This window comes from Streptomyces sp. LX-29, from assembly GCF_029541745.1.
Lineage (GTDB): Bacteria > Actinomycetota > Actinomycetes > Streptomycetales > Streptomycetaceae > Streptomyces.
Genome location: NZ_CP089746.1, coordinates 1658118 through 1678073, shown reverse-complemented (window position 1 = coordinate 1678073; position 19956 = coordinate 1658118). Strand labels below are relative to the sequence as shown.

At 74.4% G+C, this 19956-nt stretch carries 14 protein-coding genes; 10 read left to right on the top strand and 4 right to left on the bottom strand.

Translation table 11 applies throughout. The features are described from left to right. The first annotated feature begins 88 nt into the window (after positions 1-88). Together LRS74_RS07325 and LRS74_RS07320 are read left to right on the top strand one after the other, a co-directional pair. Entirely contained in the window at positions 89-1831 is a 1743-nt protein-coding gene (locus tag LRS74_RS07325; RefSeq protein ID WP_277740235.1) for a pyruvate dehydrogenase, read from the top strand. Between the two features lie 93 nt (positions 1832-1924). After that, positions 1925-2458 (top strand): ATP-binding protein, encoded by a 534-nt coding sequence (locus LRS74_RS07320; RefSeq protein ID WP_277740234.1) that lies wholly within the window; start codon positions 1925-1927, stop codon positions 2456-2458. A gap of 84 nt (positions 2459-2542) precedes the next feature. Here the strand turns inward: LRS74_RS07320 and LRS74_RS07315 are convergent, their stop codons facing one another. After that, positions 2543-3682 (bottom strand): DUF2637 domain-containing protein, encoded by a 1140-nt coding sequence (locus LRS74_RS07315; protein WP_277740233.1) that lies wholly within the window; start codon positions 3680-3682, stop codon positions 2543-2545. 222 nt (positions 3683-3904) lie between these two features. Further along, positions 3905-4801, bottom strand: coding sequence for a (2Fe-2S)-binding protein (locus LRS74_RS07310; RefSeq protein WP_277740232.1), 897 nt, complete (start codon positions 4799-4801; stop codon positions 3905-3907). 159 nt (positions 4802-4960) lie between these two features. Between LRS74_RS07310 and LRS74_RS07305 the strand changes: the two genes are divergently transcribed. Further along, the gene (locus LRS74_RS07305) at positions 4961-5629 is read left to right on the top strand and encodes a GntR family transcriptional regulator (protein ID WP_277744639.1); all 669 of its coding nucleotides are present in this window, start codon (positions 4961-4963) and stop codon (positions 5627-5629) included. Positions 5630-5671: 42 nt separating this feature from the next. Next, positions 5672-5947, top strand: a complete 276-nt coding sequence (locus tag LRS74_RS07300) for a ribosomal protein L7/L12 (RefSeq protein WP_277740231.1) — start codon at positions 5672-5674, stop codon at positions 5945-5947. Between the two features lie 1351 nt (positions 5948-7298). Here LRS74_RS07300 and LRS74_RS07295 read toward each other — a convergent pair. Both LRS74_RS07295 and LRS74_RS07290 read right to left on the bottom strand, forming a co-directional pair. Further along, positions 7299-8183: a hypothetical protein gene (locus LRS74_RS07295; protein WP_277740230.1), complete on the bottom strand. Its 885-nt coding sequence runs from the start codon at positions 8181-8183 to the stop codon at positions 7299-7301. A gap of 161 nt (positions 8184-8344) precedes the next feature. Next, complete coding sequence (locus LRS74_RS07290) at positions 8345-10129, bottom strand: PucR family transcriptional regulator (protein WP_277740229.1); 1785 nt, start codon at positions 10127-10129, stop codon at positions 8345-8347. Between the two features lie 264 nt (positions 10130-10393). Here LRS74_RS07290 and LRS74_RS07285 point away from each other — a divergent pair, with 264 nt between their 5' ends. From LRS74_RS07285 to LRS74_RS07260, 6 genes are all read left to right on the top strand, one after another. After that, positions 10394-11305: a xanthine dehydrogenase family protein subunit M gene (locus LRS74_RS07285; RefSeq protein WP_277740228.1), complete on the top strand. Its 912-nt coding sequence runs from the start codon at positions 10394-10396 to the stop codon at positions 11303-11305. Then, a complete protein-coding gene (locus LRS74_RS07280) occupies positions 11296-11952 on the top strand; it encodes a (2Fe-2S)-binding protein (protein WP_277740227.1) in 657 nt (218 codons plus the stop codon). The genes LRS74_RS07285 and LRS74_RS07280 overlap by 10 nt, the downstream gene beginning before the upstream one ends. A 3-nt stretch (positions 11953-11955) precedes the next feature. Continuing rightward, positions 11956-14343: a xanthine dehydrogenase subunit D gene (pucD, locus tag LRS74_RS07275; RefSeq protein WP_277740226.1), complete on the top strand. Its 2388-nt coding sequence runs from the start codon at positions 11956-11958 to the stop codon at positions 14341-14343. A 353-nt stretch (positions 14344-14696) separates the two neighbouring features. Further along, positions 14697-16148, top strand: coding sequence for an NCS2 family permease (locus LRS74_RS07270; protein WP_277740225.1), 1452 nt, complete (start codon positions 14697-14699; stop codon positions 16146-16148). 39 nt (positions 16149-16187) lie between these two features. Further along, complete coding sequence (locus LRS74_RS07265) at positions 16188-17378, top strand: XdhC/CoxI family protein (protein ID WP_277740224.1); 1191 nt, start codon at positions 16188-16190, stop codon at positions 17376-17378. A gap of 181 nt (positions 17379-17559) precedes the next feature. Beyond that, positions 17560-19548 carry a glycoside hydrolase family 6 protein gene (locus tag LRS74_RS07260; protein ID WP_277740223.1) on the top strand — a complete coding sequence of 663 codons (1989 nt, stop codon included), beginning with the start codon at positions 17560-17562 and terminating at the stop codon, positions 19546-19548. Positions 19549-19956: the final 408 nt, after the last annotated feature.

Here is a 19956-nt window from a genome sequence, read left to right as displayed (position 1 = left end):
GGGTTGATGGACGAGTACCGCACTCGACGCCGGGTATCCGATCCAACCCCGACGGGTGGCGCACCCGAAGCCGGAAGGAGCCCGGACGATGGCCAAGCAGAACGTGGCGGAACAGTTCGTGGACGTCTTGGCGCGCGCCGGCGTGCGACGGCTGTACGGGGTCGTGGGCGACAGCCTCAACCCCGTGGTGGACGCCGTCCGTCGCAACAGGTCGATCGACTGGATCCAGGTGCGTCACGAGGAGGTCGCGGCGTTCGCCGCCGGCGCCGAGGCCCAGTTGACCGCCCGGCTGGCCGCCTGCGCCGGTTCCTGCGGGCCCGGCAACCTGCACCTCATCAACGGCCTGTACGACGCCCACCGCTCCATGGCCCCGGTGCTCGCCCTCGCCTCGCACATCCCCAGCAGCGAGATCGGCACCGGCTACTTCCAGGAGACCCACCCCGACCAGCTGTTCCGCGAGTGCAGCCACTACTGCGAACTGATCTCCAGCCCGCAGCAGATGCCGCGGGTGCTCCAGACGGCGATCCAGCACGCGGTCGGGCGCGGCGGGGTCAGCGTCGTGGCGCTGCCCGGCGACGTCGCCGACCGTCCGGCGCCGGAGCGCGCCGAGGAGCACGCCCTGGTCACCTCCCGGCCCACCGTGCGGCCCGGGGACGCGGAGATCGACGAGCTCGCGCGCATGGTCGACGAGGCCGGGCGGGTGACGCTGTTCTGCGGCAGCGGCACCGCCGGCGCCCACCGCGAGGTGATGGCCTTCGCCGAGCGGGTGAAGGCCCCGGTCGGGCACGCGCTGCGGGGCAAGGAGCACATCCAGTACGACAACCCGTACGACGTCGGCATGAGCGGGCTGCTCGGCTACGGCGCGGCGTACGACGCCACCCACGAGTGCGACCTGCTGATCCTGCTCGGTACCGACTTCCCGTACGGCGCCTTCCTCCCGGACGACGTGCGGACGGTGCAGGTGGACGTGCGGCCCGAGCACCTCGGCCGGCGCTCCAAGCTGGACCTGGCGGTGTGGGGCGACGTGCGCGAGACGCTGCACTGTCTGACCCCCAAGGTGCGGCCCAAGAAGAGCCGCGCGTTCCTCGACCGGATGCTGAAGAAGCACGCCGAGGCGCTGGAGGGGGTGGTCCGCGCCTACACCCGCAAGGTGGAGCACCATGTGCCGATCCACCCGGAGTACGTGGCCTCGGTGCTGGACGAGGAGGCCGACGCCGACGCGGTCTTCACCGTGGACACCGGGATGTGCAACGTCTGGGCGGCGCGCTACCTCACGCCCAACGGCCGGCGCCGGGTGATCGGCTCGTTCACCCATGGATCGATGGCCAACGCCCTGCCGCAGGCGATCGGCGCGCAGTTCCTCGACCGGCGCCGCCAGGTCGTCTCGATGTCGGGGGACGGCGGGTTCACCATGCTGATGGGGGACTTCCTCACCCTGGTGCAGTACGAACTGCCGGTGAAGGTCGTGCTGTTCAACAACTCCTCGCTGGGCATGGTGGAGCTGGAGATGCTGGTCGCCGGGCTGCCCTCGTACGGGACCGAGAACCACAACCCGGACTTCGCCGCCATCGCCACCGCGGCCGGGGCCTTCGGGGTGCGCGTGGAGAAGCCCAAGCAGCTGCGGGGCGCGCTGCGCGCCGCGTTCAAGCACCGGGGACCGGCCCTCGTCGACGTGGTCACCGACCCCAACGCGCTCTCCATCCCGCCGAAGATCAAGGCGGAGATGGTGACCGGTTTCGCGCTGTCGGCGAGCAAGATGGTGCTGGACGGCGGGGTCGGGAAGATGGTGCAGATGGCGCGTTCCAACCTGCGTAACGTGCCGCGCCCGTGAACACCCGGTGAGTGCCGGATGAGCGCCACGGGCGAAACGACCGTCACGGGGACGCGATGTTCCGGGGTGGGACTCGCGGGGCATGCATCCCGTGTGCACGTTCGAGGACAGTGCGATCCGGACGGCCGATGTGAGCGGGGGCGGAGCCTGAACAGACGATTAGGCCACGCGGATCTCGGTGGGGTGGCGGACGTCCGCCGGGAGCTACGGGATCTGCTGCGGCACTGGGGCGGACCCGGCCGGGCCGACGTGGCCGAGCTGCTGCTCAGCGAGCTGGTGACCAACGCGCTGGTGCACACCGACCGCGGCGCCGTGGTCAAGGCCAGCTTCGACGGCGATCCGGGCGAGGGCCCCCGCGGGGCGCCGGGGGCGAGTGCGCACAGGGGCCCGCCCGAGCGGCCGGCGGTGTCCGCGGGGCGATTACGCGTCGAGGTCAGGGACTTCGTTCCCCGGCGCGCGGCGCTGCGGGCGCGTTCCGACGGCTTCGCGGACGCGACGGGCACCTCGGGGCGGGGGCTGCTGCTGGTCAACACCCTCGCCGACGCGTGGGGCGTGTGCGCGCACGGCGTCGGCAAGTCGGTGTGGTTCGAGCTGGAGGACGAAGAAGGGCCGGAGGGCGGGGGCTGACCCGAGGGTCGCACCGCCGGGACGGACCCGGTCCGGTTTCTCAGCCCCCGCCGGCTCCGCTGCCGGCTTCCGCTCGACCCGCGGTCAGCCGAACCGCCGCTCGATCCGCGCCAGCTTGGCCTCCAGGGAGTCCAGGCGCGGGATGGCGAGGGTGTCGTCCTCGGCGGTGAGGTCGACGGTGCGCGGGCGATCCCTGTCCAGCCTGCCGGACGCGGCGCCCCCGGTGTGCGTCGTGCCGAGGGCGTCGAGGGGGGAGGAGAGGCGGGCCGCGTCAGTCCGCGCGTCGTCCGCGGACCGCGGGGACGGAAGAGATGAGGGTGTGGGCAGTCGTCCTGAGTCCGCTATGGCAGGGTCCGAGCTGAGCTGCGCCGGAGGGGCGGAGAGCCCGGCGACGTCCACCTGGCGCCCACCGCGCCGCCCCCAGGCCCGGTGCTGGCGGTTGTACGCCTTGATCCGGGCCCGGTCCAGCTTCTCCTGGTCCCGCCTGCGGTCCCGGTGCTGCTCCTTCTGGCGACGGTCCTCACGGACCTCCTCGACCGCCTCGTCCAGTGTGCGCACGCCCTCGAGCAGCATCAGCGACCAGGCGCCGAAGGTCTCGCGCGGGGCGCGCAGCCAGCGGACGATGCGGATCTGCGGCAGCGGCCGGGGCACCAGGCCCTGCTCGCGCAGCGCCGCGCGGCGGGTCTGCTTCAGCGCCCGGTCGAAGAGCACGGCGGCCGAGAGAGACATGCCGGCGAAGAACTGCGGGGCGCCGGCGTGGCCCACGCCGCGCGGGGCGTGCACCCAGTTGAACCAGGCCGCGGCGCCCGCGAACAGCCACACCAGCAGGCGCGAGCCGAGCGCCGCGTCACCGTGGCTGGCCTCGCGTACCGCCAGCACCGAGCAGAACATGGCCGCGCCGTCGAGGCCGAAGGGGACCAGGTACTCCCAGCCGCCGGACAGGTTGAGGTTCTGCCGTCCGAAGCCCACCAGGCCGTGGAAGGAGAGCGCGGCGGCGACCGCGGCGCAGCAGAACAGCAGCAGATACGAGGCCATGCCGTAGACGGCCTCCTTGCGCCGCCGCCGCTCCTCGCTGCGCTCCCAGGAATCCACCACCGCCGTGTCGTTCTTGCCCTTGCCCTTGCCGTTGCGGCCGCGCGCGAGCACCGTCACCGCCGCCACGACTCCGACGAGCGCCACGGCCACGGGGAGTGCCCAGTCCAGCGATATGTCGGTCAGTCTCATCCGGTGCCCCTTGCCTCACTTCCGTGTGGGTGTTCTGGGCCGCGGTACGGCCTACTCGCGCGACATCTTGGCGGAGTCTTCCCTGCCTCAAGGGATTTCCGAGCAAGAAGACGCCAATGGACGGCGGGGACACGCGGATAGGTGTGATGCGACTCGAACGCCCGCCCGCTGCAAGCGAATTGCGTTCTATTCACGGAAGTGGATCGAGTGGAAACGGAGCGATCAGCTTGCCGACAGCCGCTGGATACGAGCTGTATCGCAGGTGCGGGGGCAGGTCGTACAGGTGTCGTCGGGCCGCAGCGTGTAGAACAGACAGCAGCTCGCGCGGTCGCGCGTGGGCAGTGACTCCCCGCGCGGGCCCGTGAGCAGGCGGAATCCCGCCCCTGCCGGGTACGGCGGGACGGCGCCGGGCAGCAGCGCGGTCAACTCGGCCAGCGCGCGCTGCTCGTCACCCATCAGCTGGCCCACGTACCAGAGCCCTTCGGCGATCTCGTCCGCCGCCATCCCCCACAGGGCGCGCGCCCCGCGTCGCATCCGGGGCCGGAAGCCCTCCAGCACCGGCCCCAGGTGCTCGGCGACCGCCGAGCGCACGGCCGCCCGCAGCGCGTCCTCGTCCGGCACCACGCGGGCGCCCGGCACCCCCGCCGCCGGGTCGTCGGGGAGGCAGGCGAACTCCGTGACGCGGGCCGTCATCCGGCCCAGCGTGCGCTGGAAGGAGACCTGGTCCACGGGGATCCGCGGCACGCGGCGCAGCAGGAACCAGGGGACGGTCACCAGCAGGCAGGCCGGCCAGGCGTAGCGGTGCAGTCCGAAGCCGGCCACGACATCGGGTCGGGCGCGTTGTCCGTAGTCCCGCACCACCTGGGCCTCGTCCCAGGCCAGGAAGGCGTCCAGGGCGCCCCCGCCGGCGGCGAGCTCGGCCGCCGCCACCCAGCCGTCGCCGCTGCGCGGGGACTCGTCGCTGACGGTGAGACCGGGGAAGACCTCCGTCAGCCGCGGATACGCGGCGAAGACCGCGTCCGCGGCGGTGGTCGGCGCGCCGGTCCCGCTGGGCGGGATCGTGGGCGCGCCGGTCCCGGTGCCCGGGGTGTCGGCGTACGGAAGAGCGGGCACGGCCATGGGGAGACCACCGAATCGCGAAGCTTCGTCAGGTTAGCCTTACCTTAGCTGAATGGGGTGGGGTTTGACCTTGCGTGGCGTCCGCATATCGTTCCCTGGGACGTCAGGAGGGTCCGAGTGGAGCAGTCCAGTGCCGATACGGCGCCGCCGGCCGTGCCGATGACGCCGGTCACCCCGGAGGAGGCGCCGTGCGTGCCGCCCCCGCGCGTGCCGCTGCAGCGCCACTCCGTACGCCGCCAGGTGCTGGACGCGCTGCGCTGCGCCCTGGTGAGCGGCGAGCTGGCCCCCGGTGAGGTCTACTCCGCCCCCGTGCTCGCGCTGCGCTTCGGCGTCTCCGCCACCCCGGTGCGGGAGGCCATGCAGCAGCTCGCCAGCGAGGGCGCCGTCGAGGTGGTCCCCAACCGCGGCTTCCGGGTCGCGCGGCGCAGCGAGCGCGAGCTCGCCGAGCTCGCCGAGGTGCGGGCGCTCCTCGAGGTGCCGGTGCTCCTCACCCTGGCGGCCGGCGTCACCCCCGAGCGCTGGGAGAGGATCCGTCCCTTCGCCGACGCGGCCTCCTCCGTCGCGGCCACCGGCGACCGCGCCGCCTACCTGGAGGTGGACCGCGCCTTCCACCAGGCCGTCCTCGCCCTCGCCGGCAACCAGCAGCTGGTGGTCATCGCCGACGACCTGCACCGTCGGGCGCAGTGGCCGCTGCCGCGGGGCGGGGCGCCCCGGACCGCCGACCTGCTCGCCGACGCCGCCCAGCACGTCGCCCTCCTCGACGCCCTCGCGGCGAGCGACCTCGACACGGTCGAGACGCTCGCCCGCGAGCACTTCCTCCGGGGCTAGCCCGCGGCTCGGGGCCCGGCGTGATCACTACGATGGGCGATCATGGAGATATCAGTCCTGATCGTGGCCTTCCTCGTGCTGGTGTGCATCGGCGGCGTCGAGACCCGGATCAAGCGAACGGAACGCAACATCGCCCGGGTCGAGCGCAAGCTCGACCTGGTCCTCGACCACCTCGGTCTCCGCGAGTCCGACCCGGAGCTGGAACGGGTCGAGGCGCTCGTGCGAGACGGAAAGACGATCGAGGCCATCAAGGCCTACCGAGAGGCCACGGGCGCCGGCCTGAAGGAGGCCAAGGACGCGGTCGACCGGATGACCTGAGCCAGGGCCCGGGAGCCGGAGACCGGAAGCCGGGCAGGAGGTGGGCCGGGCCCGGGAGCCGGACAGCAGGCCAGGCCCGGCCCGGGAGTGAGGCCGAGGCCGGCCTCGGGGGCCGGCGGTCGCGGCCACGACGGTACGGGTCTCGATGTGGATCCTGCGATCAGGCGGCGGTGGCCTTGAGGGCCGGGCGGCGGGATGCCGATGAGGCGCGGGCGTCCGCGCCCAGAGGCCGCCGGGCCCCGGGGTCGCCGGGCCCTGGGCGCGGAGGTGGCCGGGCGTGGCCGGTGGCGCCTCCACGCGTAGTCCGCGCGTGGCTCCTTTACGCGTTGCGCCGGGGAGGGCGCGTCCGCGCGTACGCCGGCTGCCGCACCGCGCGTACGCCGGCTGGGGCACGCCGCCACGCGTTGCTTCGGGCGCGGCGCGTCCGTGCGTTACGCCGGCTGTCGCGCCGCGGTGCGTACGCCGGCTGGGGGCGGGCCTCCGCGCGTTGCCCCGGGCGCGGCGCCTCCGCGCGTACTTCGGCTGCGGCTCCTCTCCGCGTTAGGCCGGTTGCGGCACGCCTCCGCCTGTTGCTCAGGGCGCAGCGTCTTCGTGCGTACTCCTGCTGCGGCGGCGCCTCCGCGCGTTACGCCGAGCGCGGCACCTCCGTGCGTACTTCGGCTGCTGCGCCTCCACACGTTGCCTCGGACGCGGTGTCCCCGTGCGTTACGCCGGCTGCCAAGCCGCGGTGCGTACGCCGGCTGGGGGCGGGCCTCCGCGCGTTACCCCGGGCGCGGCCCCTCCGCGCGTACTTCGGCTGAGGCTCCTCTCCGCGTTACGCCGGTTGCGGCACGCCTCCGCCTGTTGCTCCGGGCGCAGCGTCTTCGTGCGTACTCCTGCTGCGGCGGCGCCCCCGCGCGTTACGCCGAGCGCGGCACCTCCGTGCGTACTTCGGCTGCTGCGCCTCCACACGTTGCCTCGGACGCGGCGTCCCCGTGCGTTACGCCGGCTGCCAAGCCGCGGCGCGTACGCCGGCTGGGGCGGGCCTCCGCGCGTTGCCCCGGGCGCGGCGCCTCCGCGCGTACTTCGGCTGCGGCTCCTCTCCGCGTTACGCCGGTTGCGGCACGCCTCCGCCTGTTGCTCCGGGCGCAGCGTCTTCGTGCGTACTCCTGCTGCGGCGGCGCCTCCGCGCGTTACGCCGAGCGCGGCACCTCCGCGCGTACGCCGGCTGGGGCGGTCCTCCGCGCGTTGCCCCGAGCACGGCGCAGCCGTGCCTACTTCGGCTGCCGTACCTCCACGCGTTGCCCCCTTGGGCGCGGCGCCCCGCGCGTACTTTGGCTGCCGCGGCGCCGCGCGTTCTCCCGGCGGGACGTCAGGTGTCCCGGGTCCTCGGGCGCAGCTGGTCGGCGAGCCAGACGGGGAGGCCGCCGAGGAGGTGGACGAGCCGGGCGGCCTCGGCGCGCAGGCGGCCGGCCTCGGGATCGGGCTGCACCTCGGCCAGGGCGGCGAGGGCCGGGGCGATGCCGATGAGATAGCCGAGCTCCTCGCGGATGCGCAGGGACTCGGCGAAGCCGTGTCGGGCGGCGGGGAGATCGCCGCTCTGCTCCGCCATGGCGGCGAGGTGCCGCCAGGTGAAGGAGCGCAGCAGCGCGTCGCCGTGGGCGGCGGCGCCGGCGTGGGCGCGCTGGAAGGCCGCCTGGGCGCCGGTGGGGTTCTGTGCCAGGTGCTGGGCGACGAGGCCGCGCCGGAAGTCCAGCAGCGGCCGCACGGGCGAGCCGGGTGGGATCAGCGCCGCGGCCCGGCCCAGCGCCGCGCGGGCCTCGTCGGCGCGGTCGCGCACGCCGAACAGCGTGCACGCGTAAGCCAGGTAGCCGCGCTCGCAGGCGGCGGCCCCTCGGTCCTCGTCATCGAAGGCCAGCGCCTCGGCGGCGCGCAGCGCGTCCTCCGCGGTGCCCCAGCCCTCGGAGGCGAACATGCAGCGCTCGGTCAGCAGGGCGCTGCGCGCCAGTGCCGCGGCCGGGTCGGTCACCGCGCGGGCGGCGAGCAGGGCGGCGGCGTCCTCCCAGCAGCCGCGGGAGCGGAGCCGCCACACCGCCGTGTCGAGGGGGTCGTGGTCGCCGCCCCCGCCGTCCAGCTGGGGGCCTCTCCCCAGCCGCGCGCCTCCCGACCCCGCCCGGCCGGCCGGCCCGCCGGCCGCTTCGGGTGGGGTTTCCGGTTCCGTTCCCGTGGGTGTGTCCGACGATCCAGACCGTGACATGGCGGTGTCCGCCACATTGCCCTCCCGAAGTCCCCAAGCGCGCCATCGAGCCGGAAGCACCTCGAATCTCAGCACGAATGCGCGCGGGGGGCCAAGGGGTCGGTGTGAAGCAATTCACAAAGTTTCGGCCGGCGATCACAGGTGATCGCGAACCGGACGGGTCAGCTCATCCTCAGTGCCAGGAAGAAGTCCAACTTGTCTTCCAGGCGCGACAGATCACGACCCGTCAGCTGCTCGATCCGGCCGACCCGGTACCGCAGGGTGTTGACGTGCAGATGCAGCCGGGTGGCGCACCGCGTCCAGGAGCCGTCGCAGTCGAGGAACGCCTCCAGCGTCGGGATCAGCTCCGCGCGGTGGCGTCGGTCGTAGTCCCGCAGCGGGTCCAACAGCCGGGCCGTGAACGCGCGCCGCACGTCGTCCGGGACGAAGGGGAGCAGCAGCACGTGCGAGGCGAGTTCCTGGTGCCCGGCGGCGCAGACCCGACCCGGGCGGGCGGCGGCGACCCGGCGGGCGTGCCGGGCCTCCTCCAGGGCGCCGCGCAGCCCCTCGGCGGAGTGCACGGTGGCGCTGACGCCCACCGTCAGCCGGCCGTCGCCGTCCAGGCCGCGGGAGAGCGGCTCGCGGACCGCCGCCAGGAGGGCGTCCGCGTGCAGTCCGGGGGCCTGGGCGGCCTCCTCCTCCGTGTCCTCCGCGCCGTCGTCGGACTCCGCCGCGGTCGCCGGCAGCGGCACCAGGGCCACCGCCTCGTCCCCGGAGTACGCCACGGCGATCCGGTCGGACGCCTCGGGGCCGGCCGCCTCCGGGTCCGCCAGCACCTCCTCCAGCAGGGCCTGGGCGAGCGCGCCGCCGGCCCGCTCGCCGCCGTCCCGCTCGGCGCCCTCCGCCTCGCCGGCCGGCCCGCCCCACTCCACCCGGGCCACCACGACCTGCCAGTGCGGGGCGGCGCCGAGGCCCGGCAGCAACACCGGGGCCGCCACCCGCAGCCGGGCGGCGATCTCGGCGGGCGGGGCGCCGGTCTGCACCAGCTCCAGCACCTCCTGGGCGAGCCGGCGCCGCACCGTACGGGCCGCGTCGCGGCGGTCCCGCTCGACCGCGATCAGCTGGGTGACGCCGTGCAGCAGGTCGAGCCGCTCGGCGGGCCAGTCGCCGGCGTCGTCCTCGACCGCCAGCAGCCAGTCCGCCAGCACCGTCTCGCGGATCTCGCGCACGTCGCGGGTGGCCGGTGCGCGGCCGGCGCCGCGCACCGGGAAGAGCGAGTAGGTGACCTGGGCCGTCCCCGGCGCGCCCGCGGGCCTCGGGCCCGGCACCGTCACCCGGTGCGGCGGCCGACGCCCGGCCCGCATGGCCGCCAGGTGCTCGCCGGCGAGGCGGGCGCAGAGCTCGGGGGACAGCTCGGAGCCGGCGGTGGTGCCGCTGGCCCCGGCGATGCGGCGGCCGGTGGGGGAGAGCACCCAGGCGCGCAGGTTCAGGTCGGAGACGAGCAGGTCGAGGATGACCTCGGGGCCACCGCCGGCCGGGCCGGAGGTCATCAGCTTCCGGTGCCGCTCCACGACGGCGGCCAGATCGCCGGCCCGCTCGCTGGACACCTGCCGCACCACGTGCTCGGTGATGGAGGCGAACGACACGGCCTCGACCACGGAGAACAGCGGCATCCGGTGCCGGGTGCAGGCTTCCACCAGGTCCGCCGGCACATTCCCCAGCTCGGCCTCTCCGGCCGCCAGGCCGGAGACACCGGCCGCCGTCAGGATGCGCACGAACCGCTCGGAGTCGGCGGGCTCGCGGCGCCAGGCGAGACCGGTCAGCACCAGCTCACCGCCGGAGAGATAGCGGCTGGGGTCGCGCAGATCGGTGGTCATGACGCCGCGCACGGTGCGGTCCAGCTCGTCCTCGCCGCTGAGTAGGCGCAGGCCCAGGGCTTCGGTCTCCAGCAGTGCGCGCAGCCGCATCAGTCGCCAGCCGATCTCTCGTCGTCGTTGTCTTCGTTTACCGGTGGAATGCCGCGAGGATTCGGAACCTCGTCTTTCGTTCGAATCTACAAGACCCGATGCCTGGCCAGCCAACCGCTTCATGGTTTCCGTGACTGCACTCGCCGGGTGACGCGTCGATGTACTGGCGAGAAGCCGCGTGCAGACGTCCGGAGCATCCCCGGACCCCAGGACATGAACGCAGAAACCTCACCTCCCCACACAAGAGTCGAGAAGAGAAGATTCATGGACTTCCTGCGCCCCGCCAGCTGGGAGGAGGCGCTCGCCGCCAAGGCCGAGCACCCCACCGCCGTACCCATCGCGGGCGGGACCGACGTGATGGTCGAGATCAACTTCGACCATCGGCGCCCCGAGTACCTGCTGGACCTGAACCGCATCGGCGAGCTGAGTGAGTGGGAGGTCAGCGCGGACGGGGCCACGGTCCGGCTCGGCGCCTCCGTCCCGTACAGCACGATCATGGAGCGGCTGCGCGGCGAGCTGCCGGGTCTCGCGCTGGCCGCGCACACCGTCGGCTCCCCGCAGATCCGCAACCGCGGCAGCGTGGGCGGGAACCTCGGCGCCGCCTCCCCGGCCGGCGACTCGCACCCCGCGCTGCTGGCGGCCGGCGCCGAGGTCGAGGCCGAGTCCGTGCGCGGGGTGCGCCGTATCCCCGTCGAGGAGTTCTACACCGGGGTGAAGCGCAACGCGCTGGCGCCGGACGAGCTGATCCGCGCCGTCCACATCAAGACCGCCGACGGCCCCCAGCAGTTCTCCAAGGTGGGCACCCGCAACGCCATGGTGATCGCCGTCTGCGCCTTCGGCCTCGCCCTCCACCCGGAGACCCGCACGGTGAGGACCGGCATCGGCTCCGCCGCGCCCACCCCGGTGCGCGCCCGCGAGGCGGAGACCTTCCTCGACGCCGCACTGGAGGACGGCGGCTTCTGGGACAGCGGGAAGACCATCACCCCGTCCATCGCCCGGCAGTTCGCGGAGCTGTGCTCCGGCGCCTGCAACCCCATCGACGACGTGCGCGGCAGCGCGAGGTACCGCCGGCACGCGGTGGGCGTCATGGCCCGCCGCACCCTCGGCTGGGCCTGGGAGTCCTACCGCGCCGGCGGCACCGGCGGTACCGGCAAGGGAGAAGCACAGTGCGCGTGAACCTCACCGTCAACGGACGCCCGCAGACGGCCGACGACGTCTGGGAGGGCGAGAGCCTGCTGTACGTGCTGCGCGAGCGGCTCGGCCTCCCCGGCTCGAAGAACGCCTGCGAGCAGGGCGAGTGCGGATCCTGCACGGTCCGGCTGGACGGCGTGCCGGTCTGCGCCTGCCTGGTCGCGGCCGGCCAGGCCGAGGGCCGTGAGGTGGTCACCGTCGAGGGGCTCGCCGACTTCGCCCGGCGGCGGGCCGAGGGCGGCTGTGCCGGCGGCTCCCGCGACCCGGGCGACTGCTCCGGCGCCGCCGCGGACGCGGCGTGCGCGAGCGAGACCCCGTCAGGGGCGGCGTCCGGGGGTGCGACGGCCGCGGGTGTCGGGCTGGACCAGGCCAGGGCCTGGCGGCCCAAGCCCGCCGACCCCGCCGAACTCGCCCCGATCCAGAAGGCGTTCATCGACGCCGGGGCCGTGCAGTGCGGCTTCTGCACCCCCGGACTGTTGGTCGCCGCCGACGAGCTGCTGGAGCGCAACGCCGAGCCCTCCGACGCCGACATCCGCGAGGCGCTCTCCGGCAACCTGTGCCGCTGCACCGGCTACGAGAAGATCCTGGACGCGGTACGCCTCGCGGCCGCCCGCGCGGAACGGGCGGTCTGAACCATGGCAGAGGTCACCCGCACCCCCGTCGACATCTCCCAGGGCAGCCGGACCCGGGGCGGCATCGGCGAGTCCACGCCGCGCCCCGACGGCACCCTCAAGGTCACCGGCGAGTTCGCCTACGCCTCCGACCTGTGGCACGAGGACATGCTGTGGGGACACACCCTGCGCAGCCCCCACGCCCACGCCGAGATCAGGTCCATCGACGTCTCCGAGGCCCTGGCCCAGGCCGGCGTGTACGCGGTCCTCACCCACGAGGACCTCCCGGCCGAGACCAAGCACTACGGCCTGGAGATCCCGGACACCCCGGTGCTGGCGCAGGGCCGGGTCCGGCACCACGGCGAGCCCGTCGCCCTGGTCGCCGCCGACCACCCGGAGACCGCGCGCCGCGCCGCCGCCAAGATCAGGGTCGACTACGTCGAACTGCCCGTGGTCACCGACGAGGCGACCGCGCTGGCCCCCGACGCGCCGCTGCTGCACCCGGACCGCGAAGACGGCCACGCCGACCACGTCCCGCACCCCAACGTCCTGCACCGGCAGCCCATCGTCCGCGGCGACGCGGCGGCGGCCCGCGAGCGCGCCGACGTCATCGTCAGCGGCGAGTACGAGCTCGGCATGCAGGACCAGGCGTTCCTCGGCCCCGAGTCCGGCCTCGCGGTGCCCGCCGAGGACGGCGGGGTGGACCTGTACATCGCCACCCAGTGGCTCCACTCCGACCTGCGGCAGATCGCCCCGGTCCTCGGCCTGCCGCCGTCGATGGTGCGGATGACGCTGTCCGGCGTCGGCGGCGCCTTCGGCGGCCGTGAGGACGTGTCCATGCAGATCCACGCCTGCCTGCTGGCGCTGCGCACCGGCAAGCCGGTGAAGATGGTCTACAACCGCTTCGAGTCCTTCTTCGGACACGTCCACCGGCACCCGGCCAAGCTCTGGTACGAACACGGCGCCACCCGCGACGGCCGGCTCACCCATGTGAAGTGCCGGATCGTGCTCGACGGCGGCGCCTACGCCTCCGCCTCCCCGGCCGTCGTCGGCAACGCCGCCTCGCTCTCGATCGGCCCGTACGCCGTCGACGACGTCGACATCGAGGCCCTCGCCCTCTACACCAACAACCCGCCCTGTGGCGCCATGCGCGGCTTCGGCGCCGTACAGGCCTGCTTCGCCTACGAGGCGCAGATGGACAAGGTCGCCGTCGAACTGGGCCTGGACCCGGTGGAGTTCCGGCAGCGCAACGCGATGTCCCAGGGCGCCGTCATGCCCACCGGGCAGGTGGTCGACTCGCCCGCACCCGTCGCCGAGCTGCTGCGCCGCGTCAAGGCGATGCCGCTGCCGCCGGAGCGGCAGTGGGAGACCGCGGGCGGCGCGGCCGACGTGCGGGCGCTCCCCGGCGGGCTCTCCAACACCACCCACGGCGAGGGCGTGGTGCGCGGCGTCGGCTACGCCGTCGGCATCAAGAACGTCGGCTTCTCCGAGGGCTTCGACGACTACTCCACGGCCCGCGTCCGGCTGGAGGCCATCGCCGGCGAGCCGGTCGCCATCGTGCACACCGCGATGGCCGAGGTCGGCCAGGGCGGCGTCACCGTGCACGCCCAGATCGCCCGCACCGAGCTCGGCGTCACCCAGGTGACCATCCACCCGGCCGACACCCAGGTCGGCTCGGCCGGCTCCACGTCGGCCTCGCGACAGACGTATGTCACCGGCGGCGCGATCAAGCACGCCTGCGAGGCGGTGCGCGCAAGGGTGCTGGAGCTGGGGCGCGCCAGGTTCGGCAGCTACCACCCGGCCTGGGCCACCGCCGAGCTGCTGCTCGAGGGCGGCAAGGTCGTCACCGACGGCGGCGAGGTCCTGGCCGACCTCGTGGACGTCCTGGAGGGCGAGTCCGTCGACATCGAGCTGGAGTGGCGGCACCGCCCGACCCAGCCCTTCGACCGGGTCACCGGGCAGGGCGACGGCCACGTCCAGTACTCCTTCGCCGCCCACCGCGCGGTCGTCGAGGTCGACACCGAACTCGGCCTGGTCAAGGTGGTCGAGCTGGCCTGCGCCCAGGACGTCGGCAAGGCGCTCAACCCGCTCTCCGTGGTCGGCCAGATCCAGGGCGGCACGGCGCAGGGGCTGGGGCTCGCCGTCATGGAGGAGATCGTGGTCGACCCCAGGACCGCCAGGGTCCGCAACCCGTCCTTCACCGACTATCTGATCCCGACCATCCTCGACACGCCCACCATCCCCGTCGACGTGCTCGAACTCGCCGACGCGCACGCCCCGTACGGCCTCCGCGGCGTCGGGGAGGCCCCCACCCTGTCGTCCACCCCCGCCGTCGTCTCCGCCATCCGCGCCGCCACGGGCCTGGCCCTGAACCGGGTCCCGGTCCGCCCGGAGCACCTGACGGGGACCTGAGCGCTACGTTCGGGACCCGGCCCCGGTACCGCGGGGTTCCCCCGGAGCTCCGCACCCGTCTCCCTCGGGGTCCGGGCACCTCATCCGGCCGGGGGCCGGGCACCCGTTTCCGCCGGGTCCGGCACCCCGTCTCGCCGGGTCCGGCATTCCCCTCCGCCGCGGCGGCGAGGACCCCCACGGCGGAGCCCGGCGGTGCCGGACCGCCGGGAACCACGACTCCACACGAAAGGCCGCCCGCCAGGGCGAACCGTCCGGGCCGTCCCCCGGGTCGTGATGCCAGCAGCACCATCCCAAATCCCGCGCGGGGAGCGCCCCCGCGCGGGGGCCCCTATGAACCTTGGGAGTGGCACCGCATGACCCAGCAAGCAGTCGAGCCCACGACGTCGCCGGAGAACGCGGGCACCGGATCCCGCCCGCCTGCCGGGCGCTCGTGGCTGGACCGGTACTTCCACATCAGCGACAGAGGATCCACGGTCGCCCGCGAGGTGCGCGGCGGCGTCACGACCTTCATGGCGATGGCGTACATCCTGCTGCTCAACCCGCTGCTGCTGTCGGGCCCGGACGCCGACGGCCACCGGCTCGCCCAGTCGAGTCTGATCACCGCGACGGCGCTGGCGGCCGCCGTCTCCACGCTGCTGATGGGCTTCGTCGGCAAGGTGCCCCTCGCGCTCGCCGCCGGGCTGAGCGTCTCCGCGGTGCTGACCACCCAGGTGATCGGCGACATGACCTGGCCGCAGGCCATGGGCATGTGCGTGATCTACGGGACGGTGATCGTGCTGCTGGTGGTCACCGGTCTGCGCGAGGTCGTCATGAACGCGATTCCGCTCGCCCTGAAGCACGGCATCACCATCGGCATCGGGATGTTCATCGCGCTGATCGGCCTGGTCAACGCCGGGTTCGTGGGCAAGGGCGCGCCCGTCACCCTCGGCGACCACGGCCGGCTCACCGGCTGGCCGGTCCTGGTCTTCGCCGTCACTCTGCTGCTGATCTTCATGTTGCAGGCGCGCGAGGTCCCCGGCGCGATCCTGATCGGCATCGTCACCGGCACCGTCCTCGCGGTCGTCGTCAACGCGGTGGCCGACCTCGGTCCGGCGGCGTGGGGCGGTCGGGCGCCCGAGCTGCCGTCGAACGCCGTCTCCAGCCCGGACTTCGGGCTCCTCGGGCAGGTCGAGTTCGGCGGTTGGGGCGAGATCGGTGGGATGACCGTCGCGGTGATCGTCTTCACCCTGGTGCTGGCCGGGTTCTTCGACGCCATGGCGACCGTCATCGGCGTGGGCACCGAGGCGGGGCTCGCCGACGAGCGGGGGCGGATGCCCGGGCTGAGCCGGGCGCTCTTCGTCGACGGCGCGGGCGGCGCGATCGGCGGGGTGTCCGGCGCCTCCGGCCAGACGGTGTTCATCGAGTCCGCGACCGGGGTGGGCGAAGGCGCCCGTACCGGACTCTCCTCCGTGGTCACCGGGCTCTTCTTCGCCGCCGGGCTGTTCTTCACCCCGTTGGCGCAGATCGTGCCGGCCCAGGTCGCCGCGGCCGCGCTCGTCGTCATCGGCGCGATGATGATGCAGAACGCCCGCCATGTGGACTGGGCCGACCGCTCGGTCGCCGTCCCGGCCTTCCTGACCGTGGCCCTGATGCCGTTCACGTACTCCATCACCGCGGGCGTCGGCGCCGGCGTGATCGCCTACACCGCGATCAAGGCGGCCCAGGGGAGGTTCCGCGAGCCCGGGGCGTTCATGTGGGTACTGACCGGCGTCTTCCTCGTCTACTTCGCACTCAACCCCATCGAGCACTGGCTCGGCGTCACCTGATGCCGCGTCATGTCGTCGTGTCGCGTAGGAGCTGATCACATGCTGGACATCGCCGCCGAACTGCACGGGTGGTGCGAGGAGGGGCGCGACTTCGCCGTCGCCACGGTGGTGGCGGTCGGCGGCAGCGCGCCGCGTCAGCCGGGCGCCGCCCTGGCCGTGGACTCCGCCGGCACCGCCGTGGGCAGCGTCTCCGGCGGCTGCGTCGAGGGCGCCGTCTACGAGCTGTGCCGCCAGGCGCTGGAGTCCGGCGAGTCGGTGCGCGAGCGCTTCGGCTACTCCGACGAGGACGCCTTCGCCGTGGGTCTGACCTGCGGCGGGGCCATCGACATCCTGGTCACCCCGGTGCGCGCGGTGGAGCGGGTACGCCCCGTCCTCGGTGCCGCGCTGGCCACCGCCGCCCGGGCGGAGGCGGTGGCGGTCGCCCGGATCGTCCAGGGCCCGGACGGGCTGCTGGGGCGGCTGCTGGTGGTGCGCCCCGACGGCTCGTACGAGGGCACCCTCGGCGGCCCCGGGGTGACCGACGCCGCCGCGCTCGACCACACCGCCGCCGCCCAGGCGCACGCCCTGCTGGAGGCGGGGCGGACGGACACCGTCACCATCGGCGTGGACGGCAGCCGTTGCGGCGCGCCGTTGGAACTGCTCGTGGAGTCCAGCGTGCCGCCGCCGCGCATGATCGTCTTCGGGGCGATCGACTTCGCGGGGGCGCTGGTGCGGGTGGGCAAGTTCCTCGGCTACCACGTGACCGTCTGCGACGCCCGGCCCGTGTTCGCCACCGCCCGGCGCTTCCCGGACGCGGACGAGGTCGTGGTGGACTGGCCGCACCGCTATCTGGACGCCACCGAGGTCGACGCCCGCACGGTGCTGTGCGTCCTGACCCACGACGCCAAGTTCGACGTGCCGCTACTGCGCCGGGCGCTGCGGCTGCCGGTCGCGTACGTCGGCGCCATGGGCTCCCGCCGCACCCATCTGGCCCGGCTGGACCGGCTGCGCGAGGTGGGCGTCGGCGAGCTGGAGCTGGCCAGGCTGCGCAGCCCCATCGGGCTGGACCTCGGGGCGCGGACCCCCGAGGAGACCGCGCTGTCCATCGCCAGCGAGATCGTCGCCGATCGGCACGGCGGCACCGGCCTGCCGCTCACCGGTGCGCACAGCCCCATCCACCACGACGCGGAGCGGGTGACGGCGCCGGCGGCGGCCGGGCGCAGGGGTCGCCTCGGCTCGGTGGTGGCATGACATGCGCGTGCGTCACATGCCTCACATGCGCGTGCGACGCGTGCGACGTGTGTGTCCCCTGTGTCGTGTGTCGCGTGTGGAGCCCCCTCGCACCATCCGATCACCTGACAGTGTGAATATCTGACGGTTAGTCGGCTCAGTCGGGTGTAGTGGGGGAGCGCGGGCGGCGCAGGAATGAACCGTGCGAAGAAGACCATGGCCCCGCGCCGCCCGCATCGCCACCGCGGCCGCGCTGTCCCTGCTCGTCGGCCTCGCCGGCCACCTCGGTGCCGGTGCCGCCACCGGCGCCGTCACCGGGCCCGACGGCTACGGCCCCCCGATCCCCTCGCTGCGCGGCGCGAGCCTCTACCGCCCACCCGTCGACGAGGCCGCGCACCGGCAGCTGCGCCAGCTGACCCGGCACGGCGCCTACGACGCCGCCGCCAGCCTCTTCGCCATGCTGCGCACCCCGCGCGCCGTCTGGTTCGGCGACCAGTCCCCGGAGGAGGTCGCCTGGCACGTACGCGACACCACCCGCCGCGCCGCCCGACAGGACGAGGTCCCCGTGCTGGCCCTCTACAACGTCCCCGGCCGCGACTGCGGCAGCTACTCGGCGGGCGGCGCGCAGGACAGCGCCGCCTACGAGGAGTGGATCGACGCCATCGCCTACGGGATCGGCCGCCGCGAGGCGATCGTCATCCTCGAACCCGACTCCCTGGCCCTGCTGCCAGCGGACTGCCCGCCGCCGGCCAGGACCGAGGAGAGCGGCGCCGCCGCGGGTTCGGAGGAGGCCGCCGAGGGCTCCGGAGAGCCCGCCACGGGGTCCGGGGAACCCTCGGCGGGTGGCGGTGAACAGCCGGCGGAAGACGGGCGGCCGACAGCGGGGCCGGCGGCCGAGGCCGAGGGGCGGCCGGTCCCGGAGACCGCGGCCGAGACCGCGCCGTCCGGCGATCTGGCGGCGTACGCGGCCTCCCGCAGCGGATACGCCGCGGCCCGGGCGCCACGTACGGCTCCGGGGCCGGACGGGCTGGCGCCGTCGCGGAACGGCTCTCCGTCGTCGCCGGACGGCTCCCTGCCGGCGCGAGACGGCTCCGTGCCGGCGCCGGGACCGTCGTGGACGCCGCCACCGACCGACGTGTCGCAACCATCGGAGGAGCCGCAACCATCGGAGGCGCCCCGACCGCCGGGCGAGCCCCGACCCTCGGTGATGCCGCTGGAACCACCCGCCATCGCCCCGGAGCCCGGACCGCTCCAGGAGCCGCCGCGGCCCCCGACACCCGCCCCGACGCCCGCACCGGCCCCCGAGCACAGCCCGACCCCGGACCCGACCCCGGACCCGACCCCGGACCCGACCACCGACCCGAGCCCGACCGCGGACCCCAGCCCGCACCCCTCACCATCCGTCTCCCCACCCGCTGGGCCGGATCCGGACGCGGAGCTGGCGGAGCGCCGTACGCGGGCGCGGTACGCGGAGATCAACTACGCCGTCGACGCGCTGGAAGGGCTGCCCGGGACCAGGGTCTACCTCGACGCGGGACACGCGGGCTGGCACGCGGTGTCCGGGATCGTGCCGCGGCTGCGCGAGGCGGGCGTCGACCGCGCGACCGGCTTCTTCGTCAACGTCTCCAACTACCAGCCCAACGAGGTCAACGACTGGTACGGCAGGCTGATCTCCTCCTGCCTCGTGTACGCGGGCCGGGGCGGCGACCCGGCGCGTTGCCCACACCAGGACTGGCCGCGCTCCCAGGCCCGGGACTGGCTGGACGAGCACCTCGGACCGCTGGACCCGGTGCGCATGAAGCACTTCGTCACCGACACCAGCCGCAACGGGCAGGGCCCGTGGACACCCCCTCCCGGCCGCTACCGGGACCCGCAGGACTGGTGCAACCCGCCCGGCCGCGGCCTGGGGGTGCGCCCGACGACTCACACGTACGACCCGCTGCACGACGCCGCGCTGTGGGTGAAGACACCCGGGGAGTCGGACGGTCTGTGCCTGCGCGGCACGGAGGGGCCGGTCGACCCGGAGTGGGGTGCGCCGGACCCCAAGGCGGGGGAGTGGTTCCCCCGGCAGGCGCTGGAGCTCGTACGCCTCTCCCAGCCACGGCTGCGGCCGGACTGGCTGGACGTGGCGCACGCCCACGGCGAGGCGCTCTTCTCCGAGCTGCCGGTGATCGACTGGTGGGGTTGGTAGAGACTGGGGGTGGGGCCGGATTCCCGACCGATACGTCTGGAGGTTCCCATGACCGCGCTGACGAGTCGCTCGCCGGCCAGGCCGCGCACGGCGCCGCCGGCCCGCAGGCGCCCGCGGCTGGACCGCCAGCCGCCACCCCTCCCAGACCCGGTGCCGCCGACCCCGCCGCCGCCTCCGATCCCGGACCCGGACAGCCCCGTCCCGGCGCCCTCGCCGAACCCCGTGCCCAGCCCGCCCCCCGAGCCGACCCCCGGTCCGTCGCCGGACCCGGTGCCGCGGCCCCCGGGCCCCGACCCGTATCTGCGCCGCGCGGTCGGCCGGCCCCGCCGCCCGGCCGGCGGGTGAGCCCCGGCGGGACGGGTGACCCCCGCCGGGCCGGGTGAGTCCGGCGGGCCGGGTGAGCCGGCG

Excerpts from the sequence above, each read along its gene's own strand:
- LRS74_RS07285 (WP_277740228.1), top strand. The coding sequence starts at position 10,394 with ATGGACTTCCTGCGCCCCGCCAGCTGGGAGGAGGCGCTCGCCGCCAAG.
- LRS74_RS07315 (WP_277740233.1), bottom strand. The coding sequence starts at position 3,682 with ATGAGACTGACCGACATATCGCTGGACTGGGCACTCCCCGTGGCCGTG.
- LRS74_RS07310 (WP_277740232.1), bottom strand. The coding sequence starts at position 4,801 with ATGGCCGTGCCCGCTCTTCCGTACGCCGACACCCCGGGCACCGGGACC.
- LRS74_RS07270 (WP_277740225.1), top strand. The coding sequence starts at position 14,697 with ATGACCCAGCAAGCAGTCGAGCCCACGACGTCGCCGGAGAACGCGGGC.
- LRS74_RS07290 (WP_277740229.1), bottom strand. The coding sequence starts at position 10,129 with ATGCGGCTGCGCGCACTGCTGGAGACCGAAGCCCTGGGCCTGCGCCTA.
- pucD (WP_277740226.1), top strand. The coding sequence starts at position 11,956 with ATGGCAGAGGTCACCCGCACCCCCGTCGACATCTCCCAGGGCAGCCGG.
- LRS74_RS07265 (WP_277740224.1), top strand. The coding sequence starts at position 16,188 with ATGCTGGACATCGCCGCCGAACTGCACGGGTGGTGCGAGGAGGGGCGC.
- LRS74_RS07295 (WP_277740230.1), bottom strand. The coding sequence starts at position 8,183 with ATGTCACGGTCTGGATCGTCGGACACACCCACGGGAACGGAACCGGAA.
- LRS74_RS07325 (WP_277740235.1), top strand. The coding sequence starts at position 89 with ATGGCCAAGCAGAACGTGGCGGAACAGTTCGTGGACGTCTTGGCGCGC.
- LRS74_RS07305 (WP_277744639.1), top strand. The coding sequence starts at position 4,961 with ATGACGCCGGTCACCCCGGAGGAGGCGCCGTGCGTGCCGCCCCCGCGC.
- LRS74_RS07300 (WP_277740231.1), top strand. The coding sequence starts at position 5,672 with ATGGAGATATCAGTCCTGATCGTGGCCTTCCTCGTGCTGGTGTGCATC.